Raw genomic sequence first — 24,781 nt, forward strand, 5'->3', positions numbered from 1 at the left:
GGACTCTCGGTCACCCGTCTTGCTTCACACCTATGGACTCCACCAAGATCCGCGTGTTCTTCGTCGTCTTTCTGGCGGCGTGCTTCGCCTTGTACCTCGGGGTTGCGGCGGCCACGGCGCAGACCGAGGCGATCGCTTGGATGGTCGGAGGACTGGCGGTGGTCTTCGTGCTCGCCCTCGGGAAACACGTGTGGCTGCTGATTCCCGCTGGGGTTTCACTCAACGGTGGATTGAACTTCCTGCCCGGATCGCCTGCCCCGTGGTGGATCGCGATGATGATTACCGGTGGAATATTCTTCCTCCGCCTCGCGACTCGGAGAACCGGGGAATTCACTTGGCGGTGGAGCATACTGGACCTCGTGATTTTCATTCACATCGTGGTTCTGGCGCAGGCCTACATGCGGAACCCGGCTGGTTTCTCCATCCTGGGCGGCGCCGGGGGCACGGTGGGAGGCAAACCCTACTTCACCCATGGTGCCGCCATTGTCTGCTACGTCCTTCTATCCATGGTGAAAACCGACATTCGCATGTTCCGAACCGCCATGATCGTGATGATTGCTTGCGCCTGCTTCGATGGTTTCACTGTGTTGCTGGGGACCTTCGTGCCTGCGATTGCCGCCGTGGGGATCCAGTTTTATTCGGGCTTTTCGTTCACTGCGGCGAACACGGGGGCAGGGGCGGACGTGGCCGAGGGCCGGACGACGGAAGGAAAAAATGCCGGTAGAAGCCTTGGGCGCGCCGTGTTGACGATCTGGCGACCGCTCAGTGTTCTGAATCCCTTCAACTTCCTTCCCTTCTCACTCTTCATGGTGGCGATGGCGGCGATCGCGATCAGCGGATACCGTTCTGCCATGGGCCTGTTGGCGGTCTATTTCATTGTGTGCTCCTTGATCCGGCGAAAGGTGGCGGATGTCGTGGTTTGTAGCGCCATCGCCGTTCTGGGAATCTGCATGCTGCTTTTCATCGGCACGGAACGGCTTCCGAACTCATTCAACCGGATTCTGTCGGTCATCCCAATTCCCGGCTTAGTCGACGAGAAAATCAAGCAAGGGGCCGAGAAGAGTACTGACTGGCGGGTGGAGATGTGGATGCTGGCGCTGACCACCGACCGCTACATTTTCAACAAATGGCTGGGAGACGGCTTTGGCATCCGGAAGGACGAAATGGATGCCATGATTGATTCCGCTTATGGCGATAACCGACGAGCATTCGGTCTCGATATGCAAGAAGTCCTGATGAGGCGAGGCAGCTACCACGGCTTCCACGTCCAGACCATCCGTTCCTCTGGCTACATCGGCCTGTTTCTCGCCCTCGTGGTTCTTGGGGTGTTTTTCCGACATGCATGGAAACACATCCAGTTCTTCCGGGGACGACCGGAATGGGGCTTCGTGTTGTATGCCTGTGTCCCCTTCCTGATCTATCCATTCTATGCGATGCTGGTCTTCGGTGACTATCGTTTCGAGTTTCCCCGCTACATCATCGCAGCTGGCTTCCTCAAGATGCTCTGGAACATCAGGGCCCAGGAGGCCCTTCTGCCGAGTGCCACTCAGCCTTCCGCTGAGGATGAGTCGGGCACAGTAAGGAGGGCAGGCCCTGGCAACCGCCTGCCTGCTCCGGCCATGAGCAGACGCTGAGACGGGGTGGGCACGCCACGGTTGGTGAAGCTAGCTGCGAGGTAAAGGCCTCTCGAAATTGTGAATTAGCCCCTCAAAACCGATCCAATGAGCTTGATCAAGCGGCTGAGGCACAGCAAGGCAGGTCGAAACCTGGGGGCTTCGATGTTTGCCTTCATCTCGACCTCGTGCTTCGGCCTTCTTTCAATCCCGGTGGCGGTTCACTATCTGGACAAGGAGGAGATCGGGCTTTGGGCGTCGGTCAATGCGATGGTGGCCTACCTGATGTGGATGGACCTTGGGGTCGGAAACTCCACGGGGCGAAAGATCGCCGATGCGGTGGTTGCCAAGAGTCCGGCCCAGATCAACATCTGGTGGACGGCGACCCAGATTGCCCTATGGGCTTTAGGGGGATTGACGGTTCTGGTTGGAGTTTGCCTCACTCCGGTTTTCGTCCACCTCTTCAATGTTCCAGGCCATCTGACCGACGACGCTCTGATCCTGTTCATCGGATCGATCCTTTGCACGTCGCTGAACTTTCCACTTCGCGGAGTTCCGGGGCTTCTTACCGCGCAGGAGCGTTTCCACTGGGTCCCGATCTGCCAAGGCATCGCCCCATGGATGCAGCTGATCGTATTCTTCCTGATGTTGCGCGGTGGCCACGGGCTCGTCTCCTATGTTTATGGAACAGCCGCGGCCCAGGCTTTCGCCTTCATCTACTACCGGGTGCTCATCGCCACCAGCCCGATCCGACCGAGGCTTGACCGCGCGGGCGTGACCAAGGCTCATTTCAAGGAGCTGTTCGGCTTCAGCCTGAATGTGGCGGTGGTTGGATTCAAGGACACCTTTCTCAATACGCTGCCGGTGCTGATTCTTGCGCGAGCGGCCGGATTGCAGACCGTTCCACTCTATACCTTCAGCAGCCGCCTCTCGGGCATGCTCAAATCCCTGGCAGTCAGGATCAACCATGCCTTCCTTCCCGAGTTGATCAACCTCCATGTGGCAGGTCGGAAGGAGCTGTTCCAGCTGAAGCATCGAAGAAGCCTCATTCTGGCCTCCGCGGTGGCAATGGCAGGCGCAGGTCTTGTCATGCTCGGCAACCGGACCGTGGTGACGATCCTCGCGGGTCCCGAATATTACGCAGGTGACGAAGTGACAGCATGGTTTGCCGTTCTCGTCGTGGTCGCAACGATCGCCTCAACCTATCAGTCTCTCCTTCAGATTTCAGGCAACATGGGCAAATCCATCCCATTCGCGGTGTTCAACGTCGTGCTCGTTGTCGTGACCGCGTCTCTGGGTTACCGGTTCTTCGGAATGACAGGACTCGCTGCGGTCTTTGCGCTCCAGCCGATTCTTTACGGGATCTACGGGTTGTTGCGGGGTGCTCGCAACTGCCGCTACGCCTTGAGTGACTTCGCCAACGCCGGCATGCTGGCTGCCGTGGGAGCGGTGGTCGTGGTAGTGATCATCGGCCAATTCCTGGACTCTTCGGAGCCATTGGGTAAAGCGTGGCAGTTCTTTGGAAAGGATTTGCTTCTCCCGAGCCTCTCACAGGTTGTCTGCTCGGGGGTGCTGTGGGTCGTTGCGACGTCGGTCGCTTGGCTGGCGCTGCGCAAGGTCTCGCGGACTGCCTTGGTTCAGGAAGTGGCCGGCAGCGCCTGACCGGGTGTCGTCTCGAAACCAACCCGAAACCTTCCGGCCATGGTCAGCTAGACCTTAGGTCAATGAGCAATCAAAGTCCTGAAAATAGCGGAGAGAAGTGGGCAACTTGCAGCCCGAGGGACTTCCGGGGTTGTGATGTCTACGGGAATCGTGATGCCGGACTGGTCGCACAGGGCTATCGCGAGAACGGCTTCGATTGCCGATCAATCCTGTTGGGCTCACCTCGGGAGAATGATCTTCCGAGTATCACGCGCGCCAGCAGGAAGCAGTTGGAGTCTCCTGCTTGGTGGTCCGAGAACGTGGATCGGGGGGTCGTGTTCTACAACGCGCTCAAACCTTCCTATGGCCCAATTCTGATCGCGGCCAAAAAGGCTGGACTGCCGGTGGGTCTCAATGTGGACAGTACCGGCATCCTCGATTTTCAGTCCGGCCCACGAGACTTCTGGGCCCGCTCCGGGATGCATCATTCTCTCAAGGGGGGCGTTCCACGGATCATGTGCTCCCTCGCTGCAGTTGTGAAAAGCGGTATGCAGACGTGGCGGGGTACGCATCAGCGACTTGCCGCTCATCTGGCACTGGCTGACGTCATTGGCGGAGTCACCCCATCAGCAGTGGATAGATTGCGCCAATTTCTCCGGCGATACGGTGAGGATGCCGCGGCCCAGCGCGTTCACCTGATTCCGCATCCGATTCATTCCAGGTTCAAGCTACAAGGAACGAAGTCGTTCTCCGGGAAGGTCACTTTCGTGACCGTCGGAAGGTGGTTCGACCGGCCGCAGAAAAGGCCGGATCTGCTGATTCGGACCATTGATTTACTTTTGGCGGCCGACCCTGCTTTCGAGTTCCGGGTGTTTGGGAAACTTGTTCCGGAGATGGAGAGCTGGCACGCATCGCTGGAGGTTTCGGCAAGGCAGCGAGTCCGTCTGCACGGACTCGCTCCGAATGCCGAGCTTCTCGAAGCCTTTCAGACTGCCCATATCTATTTGTGTGTCTCTTCGTATGAGAGTTTCTTGATCGCAGGAGCGGAAGCGATGGGTTGTGGTTGTAGCCTTGTTGCCTGTGACTCGGCGGCGCTTCCGGGTCCTTCCTGGTTTGCCGAGGACCATCGCGGAACTCTGAGCTCGGGTCCCAGTCCCGAGGCGCTCCGTGATGCTGCACTGATGGAAGCGCGGGCCTGGCATGGTGGCCACCGCGACCCCGCGGGAATTTCTGCCTGGGCGGTGAAGCACATGCATGCAGGCCGGGTCGCAGCGAGCTATCGGAGATTGCTCGATTCGGAGAAGGCTTCGCGAGGTGCCGAGTCCTGAATTCCCTACGAGTCCGGTTACAGTCAGTCGCGCCATGAAATCGTTCATCAAGTCAGTTCGGGCGAGATTGCGCTATTATCACGAGTGCTATCAGGATGCGAAGCGGTTCATCGTTTCGATTTCTCCAAAGAAACTCGGGCCCGAGTTGGCCGTGGCCCGGATCGAAAGCGATATCGTCCGCCAATACCACGTGATCGAGAAGGGGCTTTGCATGCCGGACTTCCGTCCGGGATTTGGACAGGATGTCGTCCGTGGCCTCGTGCGTTCGCTGCAATCGCTTGAACAGCATCCCTTCGCCGGAGTCTGTGTTGGCGGTCAGATCGAGGCTGCTCGTGCGACCCTGCGCGAGTATGACGACCGTCATAGGAGCATCGGCTTCGATGTCTCGGAAATCCTCCGGGATGAGGATCGGCATATGTGGGCGAATGCACCTGAGCGGGAGGGTGGGATCCGTCCGTTCGAGCCATGCCAGCGCGTCGATGCCGGCGCCTTCGAGCGGGTGGTCCGCGGACGCGCCAGTGTCAGAGATTTCGATCCCGAGCGTATTCCCTCCCAAGACAAGATTCTGAGCTGCATCGAGCTTGCTCTGCGCGCGCCGTCGGTCTGCAATCGTCAGACGGCCAGAGTGCATGTGTTTGCAGGGCATTCGGCGCAGAAGGTGCTGTCTCACCAGTCGGGCAACCGCGGCTTCGGCCACAAGGTGCCGATGGTTCTCGTGGTTACTTCGGATCTCCGCTACTTCACGGGAACGGTTGAGCGGTATCAGGGCTGGATTGACGGCGGCATGTTCTCGATGCTGCTGCTCCTGGCGCTTCAGGCAGCAGGGTTGGGAGCGGTCGCACTGAACTGGTCGGTCCGGAATGAAACGGATCGGTCGCTTCGGGTGGACGCCGATTTGCCCGAGCATGAGAGGGTGATCATGCTCATCGGATGTGGTTATCCCAAGGAGGGCTGTCGGGTGCCCGTCTCCGCGAGACGGGCGGCTTCGGACGTCACCACGTGGAACCTGTGAGAGAACTGGACGGATGAGGAGAATTGGCATTCTGACTTTTCATAGGGGACCGAACTATGGTGGCTTTCTTCAGGCGTTTCACCTGAGGGAAATGATCCGCGAGCTTGGGCACGAAGCGGAAATCATCAACTACCAGAACCGCACCCATCACCGTTGGGAAAATCCGTTTTCGTCGATGCGCTTGACCCCGAAGGGGATCCGAACCGCATTTCGGAGGAGGAGCAAGGCGCGGCCATTCCGCGAGGTGGTTGCCGGCCTGACATCGGCGGAGTTCACCACTCGACCTGAGGCGGTCGACTGGAAGGCCTTCGACTCCGTGGTGGTGGGTAGTGACGTGGTGTGGGATTACTCATCGCCCCAGTATGGTGCGGACCCCTGCTTCTTCGGACAGCACCCAGTGCAGGATGGCGTCCGGTTCGTCAGCTATGCCGCGAGTTGCGGGCCGGCAGATACCGGAAAAGTGCCGACCTACGTCCGCGAGGGCATCCAGCGATTCGAGGCGATTGGTGTTAGGGACCGGAAGACGCTGGAGATCGCCCGGGGATGTGGGGGAGGAACTCCCGTTCTGGTGGCTGATCCCACCTGGCTCCGGGGCGACCCCCGGATCGAATGGCCCGATGCCCCGTCGGAACCCTATGTCCTCGTGTATGGCAACGCCCTGACCTCGAGAGATGACAATGAGGCGGTTCATCGCTGGGCCCGAGACAACGGCCTGAAGCTCGTGTCGGCGGCCAGCCCGGCGCTTCTCGTCGACCAACGCTATGATCGGCTCACCCCATTTCAATGGGTTGACCTCTACCGCAATGCATCCGCGGTGGTCACTGCGACGCTTCACGGACTGCTCTATGCGGTGAAGTTCCGGAAGCCGTTTGTCATGAAACTGCTGCCTCAAACCCGCGACAAGGCGATCACGACATTGGAAGGCCTGGACTGCATGGACCGGTTGTTTCCCCAAGGGGAGAGCGTGAGGGATCTTGACCTTGATCTGGCGCTCGGTTCTTCGCTCCAGAACGCGTCGGTGGTGTCCTCCCCCTTCTCCGAGGAGTCACGGCAGTTCCTCCAGGCTTCGATTGCACCCTAATTGCCAAATATGCCTGACTTCATCATCATCGGTGCCGCCAAATCCGGGACGACATCCTTGGCCCAGTACCTTGGTCAGCACTCCGAGGTCTGCATATCAAAGCTGAAGGAGGCCAGGTATCTCGCTTATCCTGAGGGCCCTCCCGACTACCGTGGCTACGGACCAAGAGGGGACGAGATCATGCGGATTTACCGTGAGACCATGCCTCGTAGTATGGCGGAGTATGAAGCGCTTTTCGATCAAGCGCTGCCATCACAGCTGACTGGCGAGGCGAGTCCAGCCTACTTGTATCTTGAGGGAACGGCCGCCAGAATTTCCGAACTGTATCCAGACACCAAGGTGATCGCGATCCTCAGGAATCCGGTGGAGCGTGCCTATTCCAGCTATCTTCATATGCGGCGGGAGGATGCCGAGGACGTCTCGTTCAGGGAGGCGCTGAACCTTGAACCGAGCCGGATTGCAGAAGGGGCAGGGCTCCCGTACCACTATGCTTCGATGGGATTCTACGCACGTCAGCTGGCTCCCTATTTCGAAGCATTTGATTCCTCCCGGATTGCCGTCTTCTTTTACGAGGATTTTGCCAGCAGGACGGCTGAGGTTCTCGCCGCGATCTGCAGGTTTCTTGATATCGATGACTCGGCGGCATTCGATTCAAGTGAGAGACGCAATGTTTCAGGAATTCCCGTGAATCGAAGTGCCTTCAATGCCTTCAATCGCCTCAAAGGCTCACTTCTGCCCAAGAGCTTCAAGCGGATCCTACCCGGCTCTCTTCGGTCCGGACTCAACAAAGCAGCGTCCAAGCGCCTCCTACGTAAGCCGTCGATTGGCGAAGAGGAGGCGAACCGCCTTTGTGAGCTGTACCGGAAAGAAAAGCAGGAACTTGCGGATCTCCTGGGAGTGAACCCACCCTGGCGAATCGATTGAATGGGTTGATTTGATTCCGAAGGAACGACACTTCATTCACCCATGAAAGTAGCAATCTTTGCGGACATCGCGGTCGACGCGTTGGCCGGACAGGCATCGGGTCGCGGGGGCGGTCATGCCGCCACTTGGCTTCCCCAGTTGGCCGACCGCTTCGAAGCTCTCGAGCACCCTTTCGAGATTACCTGGATTCGAACGAAGGCCCGTCGAGGTTCGGACGAGGACGTGAGAATCGGCAGGCAGCGCTTCATCACGCTCGCCGGATTCAATGCGAGGATTGATTTCCTCATGGCGAACCTCTGGGCCGCCAAGCGATTTCGTCGGGTGATCGCCGAACTTGAGCCAGACCTTGTCCATGCCTGGGGCACGGAGAAGCCATTCGGGGTGGTCCCGGGCATCTTCGAGGGGCCTTCACTTCTCTCGGTTCAAGGTTGTCTCACCGCCTTCTCCAAGGTGGCGAAACTACCACTGCATTTGCGGGTCGCTTCACGACTGGAGCCCTTGCGAGTTCGATCCGCCACCAGGATCACTTGCGAATCATCATGGAGCGCCGAGCAGGTGGTGAAGTTGGGTGTGAAGACCATGCCCGACGTGGTGGATTATGGGGCTCATCCCAAGTTCCTCGAAGCCGAGTGGACTCCTGATCCGGAGAAACCGGTCTTGCTCTTCTCGGGGGGGCTCGAACGGCGAAAAGGATTTGATCTGCTCATCGATGCCTTGCAGCTCATTCCTGATCGGAAGTGGGAGCTTCGGGTCCTTGGTGACGGGCCCCTTCGGGCCGAAGGAGAAGCAGCCGGACTACCCGGTATCACTTGGCTCGGAACGTTGCCTTGGAGCCGAACGATTCCTGAGATGAAAAAGGCATGGGGTCTGGTGGTCCCGACACGTGCGGACACCGGGCCAACGGTCGTCAAGGAAGCCCGTGTGATGGGTCTCCCGGTCATTGCCAGCAATCATGGAGGACTTCGTGACTACATTCTCGATGGGGTCAACGGCCTCAAGGTTGACCCGCTCGATGCGCCCCAGCTTGCTTCGGCGATGACACGGTTGATGGGCGATTTCGAACAGGTCCAACGGCTCGGCATGAGCAGGCTTCAGAAGGACCGGGAGCGTTTCGATCCAACTCTGACGGCCCGTTCCTTCCTTCGCATCTATGGCGAAATGCTTGCGCCCTCAGCCACGTGAATCGGCTGAACCGGAGTGCGCTCATCGGAGCCGATGCCTCATGAAAATGGAGCACAAGACGCGATTTGAGGCATTTTTGTGGGCGCTTCTTAAGATTTTCAGGAGTTATCAGTTACAGCCTATATTTGCTCCATCAGCCGATCATAAGCCTATCTCATCAGCTCTTGTCCAAGATTGATTTTTATAAGCATTTTCCACCACTCATTAAGTATTTTTCTCGATTTACTTGTTCCTTATCCGAAGCGCTTCCGGTGTCGGTTGTGTTTTACCATCTGGTGGAAATGTGGAGTATCAGGTATGGGAAATCTCTTTGGAGCAAATGGTTCGAAAAGCCGCTTTCAACCAGTAGTCGTGGATAAAGGTCAGTGTTTATCCCGATCTTGGCATTTGTCGCTCTGTCAATATATCAGCAGGTCTTGATAATGTTTTGGTTTATAGCGGAAAACTACAATCTCTTTGTCAAGGTAAGAACTAACAACGAAGAAGAAACTAACCACAAATCCCTCCAATTATCCAAATGAATACTGTGTTAAAACGCTCATTGCTAAAGATCCCTTTCGCTCCATCTGTTGCAGCGGTATTGGGGCTAGGAGGGGCTCGGTTGCGTGCACTTTCAGACCTTCCCAAAAGAGGCGTTGGTGCGGAAATAGGGGTCCACATCGGTGATTTCAGCGACGCAATATTGTCAGTTGCAAAGCCCAAAAAGCTTCACCTTATCGATCCTTGGAAGTGTTTCGAATCTGAGGAGTATGGGTCATCGTGGTATGGTAATCGAGTCGACCAGAATACGATGGACGAACGATACTCTGAAGTCTGTGAGCGTTTCAAAGATGGTATCACCAAAGGGCGCTTAGAAGTTCATAGAAATGAGTCGAGGATTGCTCTCGGAGAGCTTGAAAACAACAGCCTGGATTTTGTCTATATTGACGGCGATCATACGTATGAAGGAGTCAAGGGGGATCTCGAACTCTCGCTGGAAAAAGTGAAGGTTGGAGGGGTAATCACTGGCGATGACTATGGCCCTGGTAGTTGGTGGGAAGGAGGAGTAAAGCGTGCTGTCGATGAGTTCGGTTGGAATGAATCTGTGAAACTTTTATGGATAGAAGGAACTCAGTTTTTCTTCCGCAAATGCAAGTGATGCAACGTAACCGAGCCCTTTTCTCTGGGGCGTAAGTGCCTATGGATTTCTCTAGTTTGATGCGTATGGACAAATTAAGACTGCTTGCTGAGGCGGTGAGTAAGTCATGGGAGCGGCGTGCACCAAGGCCCTTCATTTGCGAGTCCCTCAAACTTCTTTATTATGTAGTTCCGAAGGCTGCTTCATCAACAGTACGACGTTACCTGATTGAACATGGCTACCCAGAGCGGCGGCCGAGTCAACTAACTCACGATCATGTACAACATTTTCAGTTCCCCCGAGTTACGCAGAGGGAAGCGCGCGATCTGGTTGAGTCGGGCTACCGAACGTTTACGGTGGTCCGCAATCCGTACGAGCGGATCGTTTCCTGCTATCGTGATAAGATCGTTGGAGCGGGTTCGGCTCCTGGTCCGAGTGCCGGCTTTCTGCGCTACAACAGTCTAACTGGGAGGCCAATGTTCCGCAACGACATGACGCTTCTTGAGTTTCTGCAGATTATCAGCCGACTTCCCGATTTCGCATCGGATGCGCATTTCAGATGCCAACGGACGTTCGTGCCAGTGGAGCAGGGAGAAGTGAGACTCGACCGCATCATCCAACTGGAGCGCTTTTCCGAGGCATTTCCTGAGTTTCTTGTGTGGGCAGGGCTCCCTGAGTGGCAGGCGAATCGCGAGAATCCGACCAAACGGAGTTCTGGGCTTCTCGCGGAGAACCCGGGTGCGGTAGAATTGATCCGGGAGCGATATGCGAGCTGTTTCAGGCTTTTCGGCTACGACTTGGAGGAGGTCCCCGATGTGTAATCTTCCGGGATTCGGCATGAAAGCCAAAGCAGTCACCCTCGTTCATCGTGGTGCCATGGAGATCGCCGTACATGCGGTCTCCTCGTTTGCCCGTCACTTTCGTGAATCCCATGTTCTTGAGATCCACTCCGATGGTAGTCTGCGCGGTGAGGATGAGAGACTGCTTCTCGAGGCTGCCGAAGAAATGGAGGTCCAGCTCATGGGTCCCGACGACCGGAAGGAAGCTCTGATGTCAGCTTGTTCGGGATATCCGGAGCTCATTCCGCTCTTTGATCGTGGCGGCTACTTTTCGAAGCTTCAACTCGCGGTGGCGATTCCACCGCCCTTCTTCTATTTCGACTCGGACATCGTGTGGCTCAGGCCAGTCGAGAACCTGGTTTCTGAATCAGCTCCGAACACCTTCTCCACCGAATCCTGGTCATGGTATTTCGGGGTTAACGATGACGCCAAATGGGTTCGTGAGAAGATTCCGAGGCGGGTGAACTCCGGCTTCTACCATCTGTCTGTCAACTTTCCAATGGATCGGTTGGCGAGGCTCTTCAGCGAAGAACTCTACACCCCGGACCATCGATATAGCACGGATCAGGAGATGATGGCGTTTCTCTATCCGGATTTGGATTATTATCATCCGGATGATCTCAAACGAAGCCGGAGGGGCATCGTCTATGATCTTCAGGCCGACCCCGCCGCGGCACTCCATTTCCCTGGGCGAATGTGGGCGGATCATATGGACCAGATTCGTGAACTGGCGAACACCGCCGGACGTGAAGCGGTTCGAATTCGGTATCAGCCGGGCATCCCGCTCGGGCGTGGTGAATTGTGGAGAATGAGGGCCAGCCTAGCGGCTGCGGCAACGCCCGCTCTGCAGATACCGATCAACTGTTTCCGTAGGGTCCGCTCACGGCTTCGATCTTCCACCTAGGCAGATGCAGCACGCTTTCGTTATTTCCGAACCTCGTAGCGGGAGCACTGTCCTCACCGCCATGTTGGATCGCCGTAAGGGCGTACTCAGCATGCCTGAATCTTCTTTCCCCCAAGTGCTCGGATACCTGAAGAAACACGAAAGAACGGATCCTCGCCGGTTGGCCGCCATCTATCTTGGCAGCACTTTTGTGCCAACTCCGCTGAAGTTCTCCGAGATCGAGTCCTGCATGACGGGGAATGATCGGGATGTCCTCAATCAACTGGCGGAGGCGACGGCTGGTGCCGTCGGGCGCGATCCGCGACAGTTGAACTGTGTGATCTGGAAGACGGTCCGTACTATTGGGATGCATCAGGTCCTTGAGGATCTGGATGCGAAAGTAGTGATTCTGCGGCGTCACCCCCACAATGTCTTCGAATCACAAAGTCGATTCAGTTATGGCGTCCGGAATCGGAAACCCTTTCGCTACGCCATCTTTCGACAGAGTTACGAGGCGGCATTTACAAGGCTCGCCGTGTCGGAGCGGCTTGAGATCGAATATGATGATCTGCCGGAGGCACTTTCGGATATCTGCGGATTCCTTGAGGTTCCCGATTTGGGGATCTGGCCTGACGATTCGAGTCACTTTGCTGAGGTTGCTGGGAACTGCAATTGGCTGAGCGAGGTCACCCGCGAGTTCCAGAACCGCGACCTTGAGAAGCGGGCTCGACTCGATGACTCTGCTTGTCGAACCCTTGATCACTGCCTTTCGATCACCCGTCCCCTGCGATTTGCGATCCATCCGCTGCGCCGCTTCTTCGATCGACGTTCATTGGGGCACGTGAGGCAGATTGCTGATCGAACCCTGAAAAAGGAAACTGCGCCTGAAGAGTAGGATCTCAACATGGACACAAAAAATCAAAAGTATCGACAAGGAAACGCCGAACAGGCCATCGCACTTGAGGACAGTTTCTCACTCGAGCGCTACAGGCAATTCGCGGCTCATCTGCCGCAGGGCAGTCTGAAAATTCTGGATGTCGGTTGCGCGGAGGGGCGTGGTGGTGAGGAATTGTGCCGCGTTCGTGCAGGTACTGAACTGTTTGGTCTTGATTGCGTCGGTGATCGACTTGCCAAGCTGCCTGCATGCTACGCGGGTGGGATTGAAGGATTAACATTGGAGATTCCTGCTGATGATCTCGCATTTGATGGCATCATTGCAGGGGAGTTTCTCGAGCATCTTTACCCTTCGGACGTGGATCCCACACTGTGTGAGTTTCAACGTGTTCTGAGGATTGGCGGAACTCTGCTGATGACGACACCGAACCCCCATTCATTGAAGATGAGAATGAAGGGTGGATCGGTTTTTGGTGTTGCCCACCTTACCCAGCATTTCCCATCTCTTCTCAAGAAGCGATTGATGCTCCATGGTTTCTCAAAGGTCCGGCTCTACGGATCGGGAAAAGCAACTCGATACCTTGGCCAATATTTTCCGTTACTCTCCGCTTATGGTAGCTATCTGGTCGTAGCCAGAAAGTGCTGAGGCTTGTCCCGCTTCAAGCCCATCAGGGAGAGTTCGACATGGCTTTTCAATATCGAGCCGCCGAATGGCATTTCCAATGATAACAAAGCTCAAAATATTCCTTCGCGACCGTTTTCCAGTGACGCGTTTACTCAAGTCCTGGTGGGTGGCTGCCATCGATTCACTTTTTGGAGTGCGCGAGAGCTATGCACAGACGGGAGAAGATCGCATTATTTCCAGAATTCTTGGGGAGGATAACATAGAAAGTAGCTTCTACATCGATGTAGGAGCAAATCATCCTACGAAGCTGAGCAATACCTATCGTCTTTATCGTGAGGGATTCAGCGGTCTGATTATAGAGCCGAATCGAAAGCTGGTGCTGCTGCACCGTATCTTCCGTTCCCGTGACATCCAGCTCGCCATCGGGTGTGGGGACGAAACGAAGGTATTGGAATTTCAGCATGCGACCTCTCACGTCCTGAGCGGTTTTCAAAGCGAAGGACTCAAGGCAAAGGATTTCAGTGGGACCGAACTCATGCCTGTCCTGCCCCTCGACTTGATTGTGCAGGGCCTTGATGTCGAGGAAATTGCTGTGCTTTCAATTGATGTCGAAGGGTTTGACTTGCAGGTGGTGAAAGGCGCGGCGGAAACTCTGGCCAAGACCCGGATCGTCGTTGTCGAGCACGACGAGGAAGACCATGAACTGATCCCTCTCATCGAGCAGGCCGGCTTCAAGCTGGTCGAACAAACCCGGCACAACGCGGTGCTTAAGCGGGTCCGGTCCGGGGTTTCGGCCTGACCCGATGCCCGGATCCTTTTCTTGGATGATACGGCCTTCCCATATGTTGGTTCTGATCGCAGCGATCCGACGGCCGCTGTATCGATGGTATGCGAAGATGAGGCGGGCGCAGGTCCATCCGAGCGTCGTGATGAACGGATGGCCACTCATCCGATGCGTGCCTGGTGGCGTCATGAAGCTTGGTAAGGACGTGCGAATCAACACTTCGGTGCGCTCGAATCCTGTGATCGGCCGGAAAAGAACGTCCCTATCGGTTCTGGTTTCCGGGGCGAGGCTGGAGATTGAGGACGGAGTGGGCCTCAGTGGGGTGTGCATTTCGGTCGCCACGTCCGTGAGGGTGGGCCGGAACACCCTTGTCGGGGCTGATGCCCTGATCTGTGACACCGACTTTCACACACCACTCCCGGATGGCTCGTGGTCGAATGATGTCGCTGCGAGTTCGAGGCCCATATCGATCGGGGAAGGATGCTTCATCGGTACCCGGGCGATCATTCTTAAGGGAGTGACGATCGGTGATGGAGCAGTTGTTGCCGCGGGTGCCGTGGTCTCCCGTGATGTCCCGCAGGCGCACTTGGCGGCAGGGAACCCGGCCACGAACCGCCCACTCCCGGAGCGCTGGCGACATGGCAGAGATGCATGATGAGGGTCGGTGATCCCCGCCATCCGATGTGACGCAAGCTTTCTTTCAGGCTCAATGAGCAGACGACTCAGGATCCTTCTTTCCGCGTATTACTGCTCTCCCTATCGGGGCAGCGAGTCAGCGGTGGGATGGAACATTGCCCGGCAGCTTGCAAGGCGTCACGACGTGACAGTGGTGACCGGAGACCTGTCGTCGGAGCTCCCGGCTCAAGCCGATTGGCAGCGGTGGCGGGAGGAGAACCCGGAGGGGATCGAGGGGCTCACCCTGGTCCATGTTCCGCCCGACCCGAAGACGATCCGTGTCCACGACTGGCATTCCCGCAAGGGACTCTGGTTTCTCTATTACGCAGCTTATCGGCGCTGGCAGAAGCTTGCTCTTGAAGCCGCCAGAATGCTTCATGAGGATCAGCCTTTCGACCTTGTGCATCATCTCACCATCATCGGCTATCGCGAGCCTGGAGAGCTTTGGAAGCTCGGTGTTCCATTCTTCTGGGGACCGATCAACGGGGCGGTGATGACGCCATGGAGATTCTTCTCCCAGTTCGGGAAAGCCGGCATCTATCGTCATATAACGCGTAATCTCCTCAACGGGATGCAGATGCGACTTCCTTCCCGTTCCCGCCGGACCGCTGCCCACGCCGCCAAGATCTGGGCAGTGACCGAGGAGGACCGGCGGATGGTCGAGGATGTTTGGGGATTCGAGGCGGAGACCATGATTGAAACGGGATCCACCCCGGACCCCCAAGCGGTCCCGAGGAAGCCCATTGCCGGTGAAGCGCTTCGGCTGATCTGGTGTGGGCTGGTCGAAGACCGGAAGGGCATTCCACTTCTGTTGCGGGCGATCGCAGGAATCGACGGCGATGCGGCCCCGATCCTTCATGTCGTTGGGGACGGTCCCGAGCGCAGCCGCTGCGAGGCGCTTGCCCGAGATCTTGGCCTTGGAGAGCGCGTCGTCTGGCATGGTCGGATCGACCACCACCTCGTCAGCGGTCGGATGGCGGATTCGCACCTGTTTGTCCACACGGCGATCAAGGAGGGCACGCCCCATGTGGTGCTTGAAGCACTCGCTTCCGGGTTGCCGGTGCTCTGTCATGACGCCTGCGGGATGGGCACGGCGGTTGACGAGAACTGCGGAGTGAAGGTCCCGCTCAGGGATCCGGAGTCCAGCATCCGCTCGTTTCGTTCCTCAATCCTCAGATTGATGGAGGATTCGGGAGAGTTGACGAGACTGAGCAAGGGTGCCATCGCCCGTTCGGTTGAGCTCAGTTGGGAGCGACTCGGGGATCGCATTGCGGATGCCTACGAAGCTGAAATTTTGACATGAGTGCCGTTTCCCGCATTAAGTTGGCTGTTAAGCACTTGCTCGGCCGCGATCTCTATCTCCGTCCGTCAATCAAGGTCCCCCTGACCTATCATGGCAGCCGCTATGAGGGATGGGCGGTCCCCGCCACTTGGGTGACGGCCGAGTCCGTTGTCTACTCCTTCGGCATCGGAGAGAATGCTTCTTGGGATCTGGAACTGATTGCCGAAAGTGGCTGTCGCGTCCACGGATTCGATCCGACCCCGAAATCCCTCGCTTGGGCTGAGCAAAATGTGCGAGAGCCCCGATTCGTCCTTCACCCTTATGGCTTGGCCGATGAGGACGGCGACATCGAGCTGTGGCTCCCTTCGAACCCTGACTTCGTGTCTGCAAGCTGTCGTCCTTCCGACACGACATCCGGTGAGTGCATCATGGCGCCGGTCCGTTGCCTCGGATCGATCATGGACGATCTGGGGCATGATCGTGTCGACGTGCTGAAGATGGATATCGAGGGTGCTGAGTATCCGGTGATCGAGGACCTGTGTCGTGATCCTGATCGACTCAGCCGGGTCCACGTGCTGTTGATCGAGTTCCACCATTGGATGTCTTCCTTCGACCTCGATGATACCAGGAATGCGATCAAGGCTTTGGAGGCGCGGGGGTTTTCGATCGCATGGACATCGGAGCGCGGGCATGAAGTGCTTTTTGTCCGAAGTGATAGTCATTCCTGAGTCGGAACGCGCATGGCTGACGTCGTCATCATTCAGGAGCACCTGCCCCACTACCGGGTGGCCTTCTTCGAAGGACTTCGAGCCAGTCTATTGGATCGCGGGCTAAGCCTCGCTCTGGTCTATGGCCGCAAGAGCGACTCGAGGATGATTACGACACCGCTGCCATGGGCGACAGGGGTCGATATCCGACGGTTTGGCCCCTTTGCCTGGCATGCACTTGCCGGGGCTTGCGCCGGCAGTCGTCTGATCATCGTGCCCCAGGAGATAAAATATTTGCGTTGTCACCTTCTTTGGCTCACCTCGAGATTCGCACGTCGCCCGGTCTTTGCCTATTGGGGACATGGTAGGAATTTTCAGGCGGAGAATCCCAATAGCGTTTCCGAGCGGATCAAGGCGCTTCTTTCCCGACGCGTCGACTGGTGGTTCGCCTACAACGATCTGAGTGCGGAAGTGGTTGGTGCTCTCGGATTTGATCCCGGGCGGATCACGGTGGTCGGGAACACGGTTGATACGGCGACCATCAAGTCGGTACGGGCCGAGGTTTCTGAAGCAGATCTCGTGACGGCCAGGGCAAAGCTTGGAATCGGGGACGGGCCGGTGGCACTCTATGCGGGCGCGCTGTACGATCGGAAGCGGATTCCCTTTCTCCTTGCTGCTGCGAAGCAGATAAAGGAAGCGATCCCGGATTTTCATCTGTTGGTGATGGGCGACGGCCCCCAAGCCGACATGATCAAGCAGGCTTCGGTAAGCCATCCTTGGATTCATCATCTGGGCCCACTTCGTGACCGGGAGAAGGCGGTGTATTGGGAGTTGTCCGAGTTGCTTCTGATGCCTGGCCTTGTGGGTCTGGTGGTGGTTGACACCTTTCTCTTCGGCGTGCCGATGGTTACCACGGACTATCCCAACCATAGCCCGGAGATTGACTATCTGAAGAGCGGAGTTAACGGGCTCAAGGTGGATTGTGGCGAGGACAGTGGGACTTACGCCCGTGCCGTCATCGACCTGCTCTCTCGACCCGAAAAGGTTGAGAAACTCTCGGCGGCTGCCCTTGAGTCCGCAGAGCAGCATCACCTTTCAGGCATGATTCGTCGGTTTGCCGACGGGATCATGGAAGCCCTCGAGGTTTCAGGAATCAAGGAGGCAGGTCATGCGTGACGCGGGAAAAGATGAGGATGGGCGTCCAGCCATGCTGATTGTGGGGCAGCTGCCGCCACCCTGGCATGGTCAGGCGATCGCCACGCGCATGCTGTTCAAGCACCATTGGCAGGGATTCCGGGTGTGTACGCTGAGGATGGCCTATTCGGGTTCGATGGAGGTGATCGGTCACTTCCGTCTCGGCAAGGTCATGCACCTCCTCCACCTGATCCGAAGGACGCGCGGCTGGCTGCGTGCCAACCCGGGATCAGTCCTGTTCTATCCCCCGGCCAGTCCACAGTGGGTTCCCTTCATTCGGGACTTCATCTATCTGAGTCTGACTCGTCGTCATGCGGGATCGACCGTTTTCATCTATCACGCGGGTGGACTGGCGGACTGGGTATCCACGTCCGCGCTCCGGCGGTGGATGGCATCCCGTGTCTATCATCGTGCTGACCTCAGCCTTGAAGTTGCCGACGAAACCCCGTCGCCCCGGGTCCTGTTCGAAGCACGTCGCGGCTTGTGGTGTCCCTACGGGGTCGACGTTCCCAATCCGCCCGAAGCCCGGCAGTGCGTATCGGACCGGTTCGAAGTCCTGTTTGTTGGTAGTCTGCAGGAGGGGAAGGGGGTTCTCGAGGTCATCCGGACCGCAGCGCATCTTGCCGAGAGAGGTGCGCGTGAGCGCTATCGCTTCAGATTGGTTGGGGCGTGGTTTTCTCCCGAATTTGAGGCTGAGGCCGAGGCCCTGATCGAGGAATGTGAAGTTTCGGACATGGTCGAGGTCGTGGGCCAACTCACAGGCGACGAGAAATGGGCGGCCTATCATCGTGCGGATCTGTTCTTCTTCCCGACCCACTACGCTTCGGAAGCCTTTCCGTTGGTCTTGATCGAGGCCCTCGGCTCAGGGTTGCCGGTGGTGACGACCCAATGGCGTGGGATTCCCTCGCTCCTCAAAGGTTGCGACCAGTCGACTCTCTGCCCGGTCAGGGACATTGCAGGCTTCAGCCGGGCGATCGAGACGTGGGAGCAACGTCGCGACGACAGAAGGGACACGGCCAAGTGTTCACAGAGCTTCTATCAGCAACGATACCTTCCCAGTCGGTTTCTCGAGCGAGTGGCCTCGGAGATTCGACGGGTGGTCGGCAACGGTGCCTCGCAAGTGGCTGCTCCCAGCGAAGCTACCCAGCGGAAGGCAAAGTGGAGAATCATTCAGGTTTTCAATCAGTATCTCGACCGCGGAGGGGAGGAGGTCTGGGTCAACGAGATGGTCCGCCTGTGCAGCGAAAGGTTCGAGATCCATGACCTTCGATTCCACAGTCGTGCCTGGGTCGGGCGAGGAAAGCCGAACCGGCTCGTCCAGGCGACCCGAATGTGGGACAACCCTCACACCCGGCGCATCCTGCGGGAAGCGGTGATCGAACACCGTCCCGACGTGCTCGTGTTTCACAACGTCATCCCGGTTGCCTCCCTCGGCCTCTACTTCGAGGCCCAGTCGTTGGGTGTTCCGGTCATCCAGTTCGCCCACAATTTCAGGCCTTTCAGTATTTCGGGAACCCTATGGTTTCAGGGAGCGGTAAGGGATGATGCGCTGAGAGGTAATACGTGGCCCGAGATCCTTCACGGTGCGTGGGAAGGCTCCATCATCAAGACGGCATTACTGGGTTGGCACTTTCGCCGGTTGAGACGAAAAGGGGGACTGGAGGCCATTCGAAGATGGGTCACGGTGTCCGATTTCATGGCGAGGAAATTCGTTGAGGCGGGGGTGCCCCCAGATCGTGTCACCGGGCTGCGACACTGCTGGCATTCGAGGGGGATCGAGCCGAGCGATTCCGAGGGTGACTACTATCTCTACATTGGTCGGCTTGTTCCGGAGAAAGGGATTGCCGTCCTGCTCGAGGCCTGGCGGCTGCTTGCTGACCGCCTGGGCACAAGCTGCCCGCCGCTTCTGATTGCCGGCTCGGGCCCGGAGGAGGCCAAGCTCCACAAACTGACCTTGAACAACCGCACGATCCATTGCATCGGTTTCGTCGACGGGGAGGCCAAGGATCGCCTAATTGCCGGAGCAAGGGCCCTGATCGCCCCTTCGATCTGGTGGGAGCCTCTCGGCCTGATTGTCTACGAGGCATACGAGCAAGGTCGACCGGTGCTTGCAGCGCGCTCGGGCGGGCTCGAGGAGACCGTGGTGCCAGAAGTGACCGGTTTTCTTCATGATCCCGGCGATCACCGGAAGCTGGCTGAGGACGTGATCCTTCTCGAGAACATGGGTCGGGAAGGCCGGAAACTGATGGGCAGGCAGGGTCATGAATGGCTCGTCAGAAATGCGTGTCCGGAAAGCTGGAAGGATGCCTTTGAGAAGATCGTCGCCGATGTGGCAATGAAGGACTAATGAGTGCAAGCCACCACGCTGCGGATTCAGAGGCTCTCGGTCAGATCGCCGTGCTTATGACCTGTCACAATCGCAGGGATCAGACGCTTCTGTGTCTCCGACGGCTGGCAGGCCAGAGGCTTTCTCCGGGCTGCCGCCTCAGTGTGTTCCTCGTGGACGATGGCTCCGACGATGGGACAAGTGAAGCAGTGAGGCTCGAGTTCCCCGATGCCCGAATCATCGTGGGCAATGGTGCGCTTTATTGGTGCGGGGGCATGCGGCTCGCTTGGAGCATCGCAGCCGAAGAGGATCCGGAGTTCTACCTCCTGGCAAATGACGACACCTTGCTAGAACCCGATGCAATTTCCATGCTGCTTTGCATGGTGCGCTCGGCGGAGGCCCGCGTTATCGCCGTAGCAGCGATCCACGATGGCAGGGAAGGCCGACCGACCTATGGAGGGATTCGAATGGGAGAAGGGCTTGTACATCCCACCGGGTCTCCGGAGCGGTGTGACACCTTCAATGGCAATGCGGTACTTGTTCCCCGAGCTGTATTCAAGGAATTGGGGATGTTGCACAGCACATACACTCATGGCATGGGCGATTTCGATTATGGCTATCAAGCTTCCAAGAACGGGGTCGAAGTTTTGCAGAGCCCTGGTTTCCTCGGGTCATGCGACCGGAATCCGATGACGGGCAGCTGGCGCGATCGCAGTCTCGGTCGCCTCCGGAGGCTGCAAATCCTGTGCAGTCCCAAAGGACTCCCGTTCAGGGAGTGGCTGGTGTTCAACCGTAGAAATTCAGGTTCCAAGTGGCTGTTGAGGACCCTCAGTCCTTATGTCAAGGTGATCCTGGGGCGATGAGGTGGAGGTTATTGAAAGGAAGGCGTCGGTTCACATGAGTCTCAAAGAGATCGCCAAGCAACTCCGGAAGCATACATGGGGTCCTGTTCGGCAGGGGATCCGAAGATCCCGATGGTATCCGCTGACGTTCAGGTCGTATTGGCATCACCGATTGAAAGGTGGGCGAGCTGTCGGCGGTCATCCCGATAATCACATGGGTGCGGTTCCGAGTCGGGGTGCCGGGATCGGGCACCAAATGGCGAATTGGATCGCAGGCTATTGGTGGGCGAAGCAGTTCGGACTTCGCTTTGCCCATTGGAGTTTTACGTCTCCCCGGTGGGAGCGGTTCCTCGGCTTCGGAGAGGATGAAGTTGGGGTTGAGGCACTGGTATCAGGCAAAGGATACCGGATCGTGAAACTCCCGCCCTTCCGCGAAGCGAACGGGGAGGATCTTGACCTCATCCGAAGGATCATTTCGTCCTACAGCGATGGGAAGGTCGTGTTCCAACTGCATGCGAACCAGCCTTACAAGGATCATATCGGAGTGATGGATGATCTTCGGAGAAAGTTCCACCAGGCCAAGGCGAGGCAGAATGATCGAGTCCAGTATTCCCCCGACAGTTTCTCCATCGCGGTCCACGTGCGCCGCGGCGACATCGTCCAAGGACAACTCGAGGGCAACTCCAATCACCAGCTCCGGTGGCAGGACAACGACTACTTCCGCAAGGTGCTGGGAAATGTGCTCGCCAACCTCAAGACCCAGAGGCCGATCGAGATATTTCTCTTCTCCCAAGGACAGGCCGAGGACTTTGCCGACTTCTCCGGATTCGAGAACCTTCGCCTCTGCCTCGAGATGTCTGCCGAGGAATCCTTTCTGCACATGGTTCACTCGGATCTTCTGATCACGAGCAAAAGTTCGTTTTCGTACAAGCCGGCCCTCATGTCGAAGGGAATCAGGGTGTGTCCGCGGGACTTTTGGCATGCCTACCCGGAGTCCGATCAATGGATTCTTGCAGAATCGGATGGAAGCATTGCTGAAGGATCGATGGTTTCGGCAGTTCGGTCCGTGGGTGGTCCGGACTGAAGTGGTTTTGGAGCGGACGATGAGCGTCACCACAGTTAGCGTCGATGGTTAACGACACTCCAAAGCCCGTCGAAGGCCTCAATCGAGGTTGCAAGCAACAATAGGCATCATGCTTTTCAACAGCTGGGAGTTCCTGATTCTGCTGGGGCTGGTCCTCGCCCTCTACTACGTTCCCGTAGGTTGGAGGGCTCGGCGGGTCTGGCAGGTGTCCGTCCTACTTGCAGGAAGCGCTGTCTTCTATGCTTGGGAGAACCCGCGTTTGCTTGCGTTGCTCGGGTTCTCCTGCCTGCTGAACGCGCTTGCGGTGGAGCGCATCCTGTCGTGGAAGGCCGTCGGTTCCGCTGGACAGTGCCGGGCGAAGCGTTGGCTCTTCGCCACCGTGATGCTGAATCTTGGCCTGCTAGCTGCCTTCAAGTATGCCGGATTCCTCGTTTCCTCGCTGCCGGACGGACTCGTCTCGGACGGGGTGGTCGATTGGCTCTCGGACATCCCGCTTCCGGTCGGGATCTCTTTTTACACGTTCCAGGGAATCAGCTTGGTGGTGGACGTGTGGAGGGGCGACGTAAGCGACACGACGGCCGAGCACCTCGGGAGACGTGGATCGGGGAGAATCGGAGCGGTTCGGGACGCCAGTTTCTACATTTCCTTTTTTCCCCAGCTCGTCGCGGGTCCCATCGTCAAGGCCCACGAGTTCGTCGATCAGATCGGGGCGAAGTGCTTCGGCGACGTCGACTGGCGGACGGTGCGTCGATGTCTCATCTTGGGCTACTTCCTCAAGATCTTCGTTGCCGACAACCTCGCGGAACATACCGTTCGGTTGTCGTCGCTGGGGCTTTCACTCGAGCGGTTCGGACCGATTGTGCTGTTGAGTTTGCTGTATGGCTACTCACTCCAGATCTTTGCGGATTTCGCGGGCTATTCGTTGATCGCGATCGGTCTTGGTGCCATGTTCGGTTATCGACTGCCCGAGAACTTTCGGTTTCCCTATCTCTCGACGAGCATCACAGAGTTTTGGCGGCGTTGGCACATGTCTTTGTCATCATGGCTCCGCGATTATCTTTACATTCCCTTGGGCGGAAACCGGAAGGGTTCGGGGCGAACCTATTTCAACCTGTTTCTCGTGATGTTTCTCGGTGGGATCTGGCACGGGGCAGCGTGGAAGTTTGCGTTGTGGGGAACCTTGCACGGCGTCTGCCTCGCCATTGAACGCGCCTGGCTGCGCCGTGCGGGACGGACCGGAACGTCGACGACCCAAGCCCGGGTGATTCCCAAGGTGTTTGGCTGGGCGGTAACCTTCAACGTCGTCACTTTCCTGTGGCTGACCTTCATGATGCCCGACATGGCAAGTATCTTCGCCTTCTTCAAGGGAGTGGGATCCGGCAATATGGGCTTTTCGGGGCCTCCGCCTTTTTCCCTTATCTTCTACGGAAGCTGGGTAGTCGCCTATCACGCGTGGGGTTGGCTCGACGAGCACAAGCCGATGGTCGCTGCCCGATTCAAGAGCCCTGCCTTCGAGGGCGGCATCCACGCGCTAATGCTCTTTCTCATCGTTACGAACCCTGGTGCGCCCCGCGGTTTCATCTACTTTCAATTCTGAGCCATGCGATATCTCGCGAGCTTGCTGTTCACAGCGGCAATCCTGTTCTCGATCCAGGGCTACGCGCTCTGGCGTGCGGATGGACGGCCCGGTAAGAACGAGTCGAACTTTTTTTCCTCGATTGGCCGGATTCAGGCTGGAATCAAGATCGAACCTCGAGTCATGCTGCTGGGATCTTCGCTGACCGGCAGGCTGCCGGATGAGAGCAACGGGTTTGAGGGGGTGGCGAATCTCGGTTGCGATGGAGGCAGTGCGGCCGATGCCCTACGGGCGATCGATCGTGGTCGACTGCCCGGTGCTCCGCTTCTGATCGTCGAAGGCAACACGCTCTACAAATCTGCGGGAGCGCCTCCATCCGAAGTTGCCAAGGCGCTCGATGGCGTCTGGTTTTCAATGGGACGTCGTTTCCCGCTCCTGAGTGCAGCGGCCCGACCCTCAGCCTTCTTCTACAGTGCGCTACTCGAGAGCCGGGTCGGAGCTTTTGACACCACAGAGAGCATGCCTCTACCAGTCGTCAGCTCCCCTGTTGTGCCTGTTTCGTCCGCAGACCTAGATCCGGACGAAGTCGAACTCGTGCTTGAGCTGGTTGATGTGATATCGCGCCTGAAAGTTAGGGGGATGGTTGTGGAAATTGTGATCCTTCCGCCAGGTGCACCGGAAGGAGCGCCTAATGTCGAGGTGCCGAGAGCCCTCGCCCGAACCGCTGATGTGCGATTCTGGGATCTTTCGAGAGGCTTGCCCGAGGGTGCCGTCAAACTAACCGATGGTGTGCACATGGACCGCGAAAGTGCGACCGCCACGCTCCGCTGCCTGCTTGCCGAGTTTGAAAGCAGTCCGGGGCAGGCGCGATGATGTCAGTTCCGGTCCGAATGAGATATGATGTTCCTGGCCCTTCGATCAATTCTCCGTGAGTCAGGTCTAAGGGTTCGCAGGCTCCGCACTGCGATTCGTAGCTGGCCGGTGTATCTGGAGGATAGGCTACGCTTCCGTTCGGGGGGGCTTGGGCAGGATTTTGCGTGGGGGAAAGAGCTTCCGATTCTCACGGAGAAGGAAGAGGCAAGTGGGGGATTTGGTGCATACTTACTTCAGGATGTGACAGTCGCTCGGTGGATCCTTGAAGCTGACCCATCCAAACATGTGGATGTAGGTTC

The 24,781-nt window shown here is 57.5% G+C and carries 22 protein-coding genes; all 22 read left to right on the plus strand.

Features of this window, described 5'->3' with window-relative positions:
* Window positions 1-32: 32 nt before the first annotated feature.
* The 22 genes from JIN81_RS12315 to JIN81_RS12420 all read left to right on the plus strand — a co-directional run bounded on the left by JIN81_RS12315 (window position 33) and on the right by JIN81_RS12420 (window position 24,482).
* Window positions 33-1,634, plus strand: coding sequence for a hypothetical protein (locus tag JIN81_RS12315; protein WP_200279931.1), 1,602 nt, complete (start codon window positions 33-35; stop codon window positions 1,632-1,634).
* Between the two features lie 87 nt (window positions 1,635-1,721).
* Window positions 1,722-3,275, plus strand: a complete 1,554-nt coding sequence (locus JIN81_RS12320; protein ID WP_200279934.1) for an oligosaccharide flippase family protein — start codon at window positions 1,722-1,724, stop codon at window positions 3,273-3,275.
* Window positions 3,212-4,582, plus strand: a complete 1,371-nt coding sequence (locus JIN81_RS12325) for a glycosyltransferase family 4 protein (protein ID WP_200279937.1) — start codon at window positions 3,212-3,214, stop codon at window positions 4,580-4,582. The genes JIN81_RS12320 and JIN81_RS12325 overlap by 64 nt, the downstream gene beginning before the upstream one ends.
* A 34-nt stretch (window positions 4,583-4,616) precedes the next feature.
* Window positions 4,617-5,594, plus strand: coding sequence for a nitroreductase family protein (locus JIN81_RS12330; protein ID WP_200279940.1), 978 nt, complete (start codon window positions 4,617-4,619; stop codon window positions 5,592-5,594).
* Between the two features lie 13 nt (window positions 5,595-5,607).
* Complete coding sequence (locus tag JIN81_RS12335) at window positions 5,608-6,675, plus strand: polysaccharide pyruvyl transferase family protein (protein ID WP_267908008.1); 1,068 nt, start codon at window positions 5,608-5,610, stop codon at window positions 6,673-6,675.
* A gap of 9 nt (window positions 6,676-6,684) precedes the next feature.
* Window positions 6,685-7,599, plus strand: a complete 915-nt coding sequence (locus JIN81_RS12340) for a sulfotransferase family protein (protein ID WP_200279946.1) — start codon at window positions 6,685-6,687, stop codon at window positions 7,597-7,599.
* Between the two features lie 42 nt (window positions 7,600-7,641).
* Window positions 7,642-8,781, plus strand: a complete 1,140-nt coding sequence (locus tag JIN81_RS12345) for a glycosyltransferase family 4 protein (protein ID WP_200279949.1) — start codon at window positions 7,642-7,644, stop codon at window positions 8,779-8,781.
* 517 nt (window positions 8,782-9,298) lie between these two features.
* Window positions 9,299-9,919 carry a class I SAM-dependent methyltransferase gene (locus tag JIN81_RS12350; protein ID WP_200279952.1) on the plus strand — a complete coding sequence of 207 codons (621 nt, stop codon included), beginning with the start codon at window positions 9,299-9,301 and terminating at the stop codon, window positions 9,917-9,919.
* 65 nt (window positions 9,920-9,984) lie between these two features.
* Window positions 9,985-10,719: a sulfotransferase family 2 domain-containing protein gene (locus JIN81_RS12355; protein WP_234044865.1), complete on the plus strand. Its 735-nt coding sequence runs from the start codon at window positions 9,985-9,987 to the stop codon at window positions 10,717-10,719.
* 16 nt (window positions 10,720-10,735) lie between these two features.
* Window positions 10,736-11,641 (plus strand): hypothetical protein, encoded by a 906-nt coding sequence (locus JIN81_RS12360; RefSeq protein WP_200279958.1) that lies wholly within the window; start codon window positions 10,736-10,738, stop codon window positions 11,639-11,641.
* A gap of 4 nt (window positions 11,642-11,645) precedes the next feature.
* Complete coding sequence (locus JIN81_RS12365) at window positions 11,646-12,515, plus strand: sulfotransferase (RefSeq protein ID WP_200279961.1); 870 nt, start codon at window positions 11,646-11,648, stop codon at window positions 12,513-12,515.
* A 9-nt stretch (window positions 12,516-12,524) separates the two neighbouring features.
* Window positions 12,525-13,160 (plus strand): class I SAM-dependent methyltransferase, encoded by a 636-nt coding sequence (locus tag JIN81_RS12370; RefSeq protein ID WP_200279964.1) that lies wholly within the window; start codon window positions 12,525-12,527, stop codon window positions 13,158-13,160.
* 64 nt (window positions 13,161-13,224) lie between these two features.
* Window positions 13,225-13,938, plus strand: a complete 714-nt coding sequence (locus JIN81_RS12375) for an FkbM family methyltransferase (RefSeq protein ID WP_234044827.1) — start codon at window positions 13,225-13,227, stop codon at window positions 13,936-13,938.
* A gap of 43 nt (window positions 13,939-13,981) precedes the next feature.
* Window positions 13,982-14,578: an acyltransferase gene (locus JIN81_RS19495; RefSeq protein ID WP_325100885.1), complete on the plus strand. Its 597-nt coding sequence runs from the start codon at window positions 13,982-13,984 to the stop codon at window positions 14,576-14,578.
* 54 nt (window positions 14,579-14,632) lie between these two features.
* Window positions 14,633-15,901 carry a glycosyltransferase family 4 protein gene (locus JIN81_RS12385; RefSeq protein ID WP_200279970.1) on the plus strand — a complete coding sequence of 423 codons (1,269 nt, stop codon included), beginning with the start codon at window positions 14,633-14,635 and terminating at the stop codon, window positions 15,899-15,901.
* Window positions 15,898-16,608, plus strand: a complete 711-nt coding sequence (locus tag JIN81_RS12390; RefSeq protein ID WP_200279973.1) for an FkbM family methyltransferase — start codon at window positions 15,898-15,900, stop codon at window positions 16,606-16,608. The genes JIN81_RS12385 and JIN81_RS12390 overlap by 4 nt, the downstream gene beginning before the upstream one ends.
* Before the next feature lie 12 nt (window positions 16,609-16,620).
* Window positions 16,621-17,763 (plus strand): glycosyltransferase family 4 protein, encoded by a 1,143-nt coding sequence (locus tag JIN81_RS12395; RefSeq protein WP_200279976.1) that lies wholly within the window; start codon window positions 16,621-16,623, stop codon window positions 17,761-17,763.
* Window positions 17,756-20,128, plus strand: a complete 2,373-nt coding sequence (locus JIN81_RS12400) for a glycosyltransferase family 4 protein (RefSeq protein WP_234044830.1) — start codon at window positions 17,756-17,758, stop codon at window positions 20,126-20,128. The genes JIN81_RS12395 and JIN81_RS12400 overlap by 8 nt, the downstream gene beginning before the upstream one ends.
* Window positions 20,128-20,970, plus strand: coding sequence for a glycosyltransferase family 2 protein (locus JIN81_RS12405; RefSeq protein ID WP_200279982.1), 843 nt, complete (start codon window positions 20,128-20,130; stop codon window positions 20,968-20,970). Before JIN81_RS12400 ends, JIN81_RS12405 begins: the two co-directional genes overlap by 1 nt.
* A gap of 235 nt (window positions 20,971-21,205) precedes the next feature.
* Window positions 21,206-22,033, plus strand: a complete 828-nt coding sequence (locus tag JIN81_RS12410) for an O-fucosyltransferase family protein (protein ID WP_200279985.1) — start codon at window positions 21,206-21,208, stop codon at window positions 22,031-22,033.
* Between the two features lie 109 nt (window positions 22,034-22,142).
* Window positions 22,143-23,630: an MBOAT family O-acyltransferase gene (locus JIN81_RS12415; RefSeq protein WP_200279988.1), complete on the plus strand. Its 1,488-nt coding sequence runs from the start codon at window positions 22,143-22,145 to the stop codon at window positions 23,628-23,630.
* A gap of 3 nt (window positions 23,631-23,633) precedes the next feature.
* A complete protein-coding gene (locus JIN81_RS12420; RefSeq protein WP_200279991.1) occupies window positions 23,634-24,482 on the plus strand; it encodes a hypothetical protein in 849 nt (282 codons plus the stop codon).
* Window positions 24,483-24,781: the final 299 nt, after the last annotated feature.

Source organism: Haloferula rosea (assembly GCF_016595525.1).
Taxonomy (GTDB): Bacteria; Verrucomicrobiota; Verrucomicrobiia; order Verrucomicrobiales; family Akkermansiaceae; genus Haloferula; species Haloferula rosea.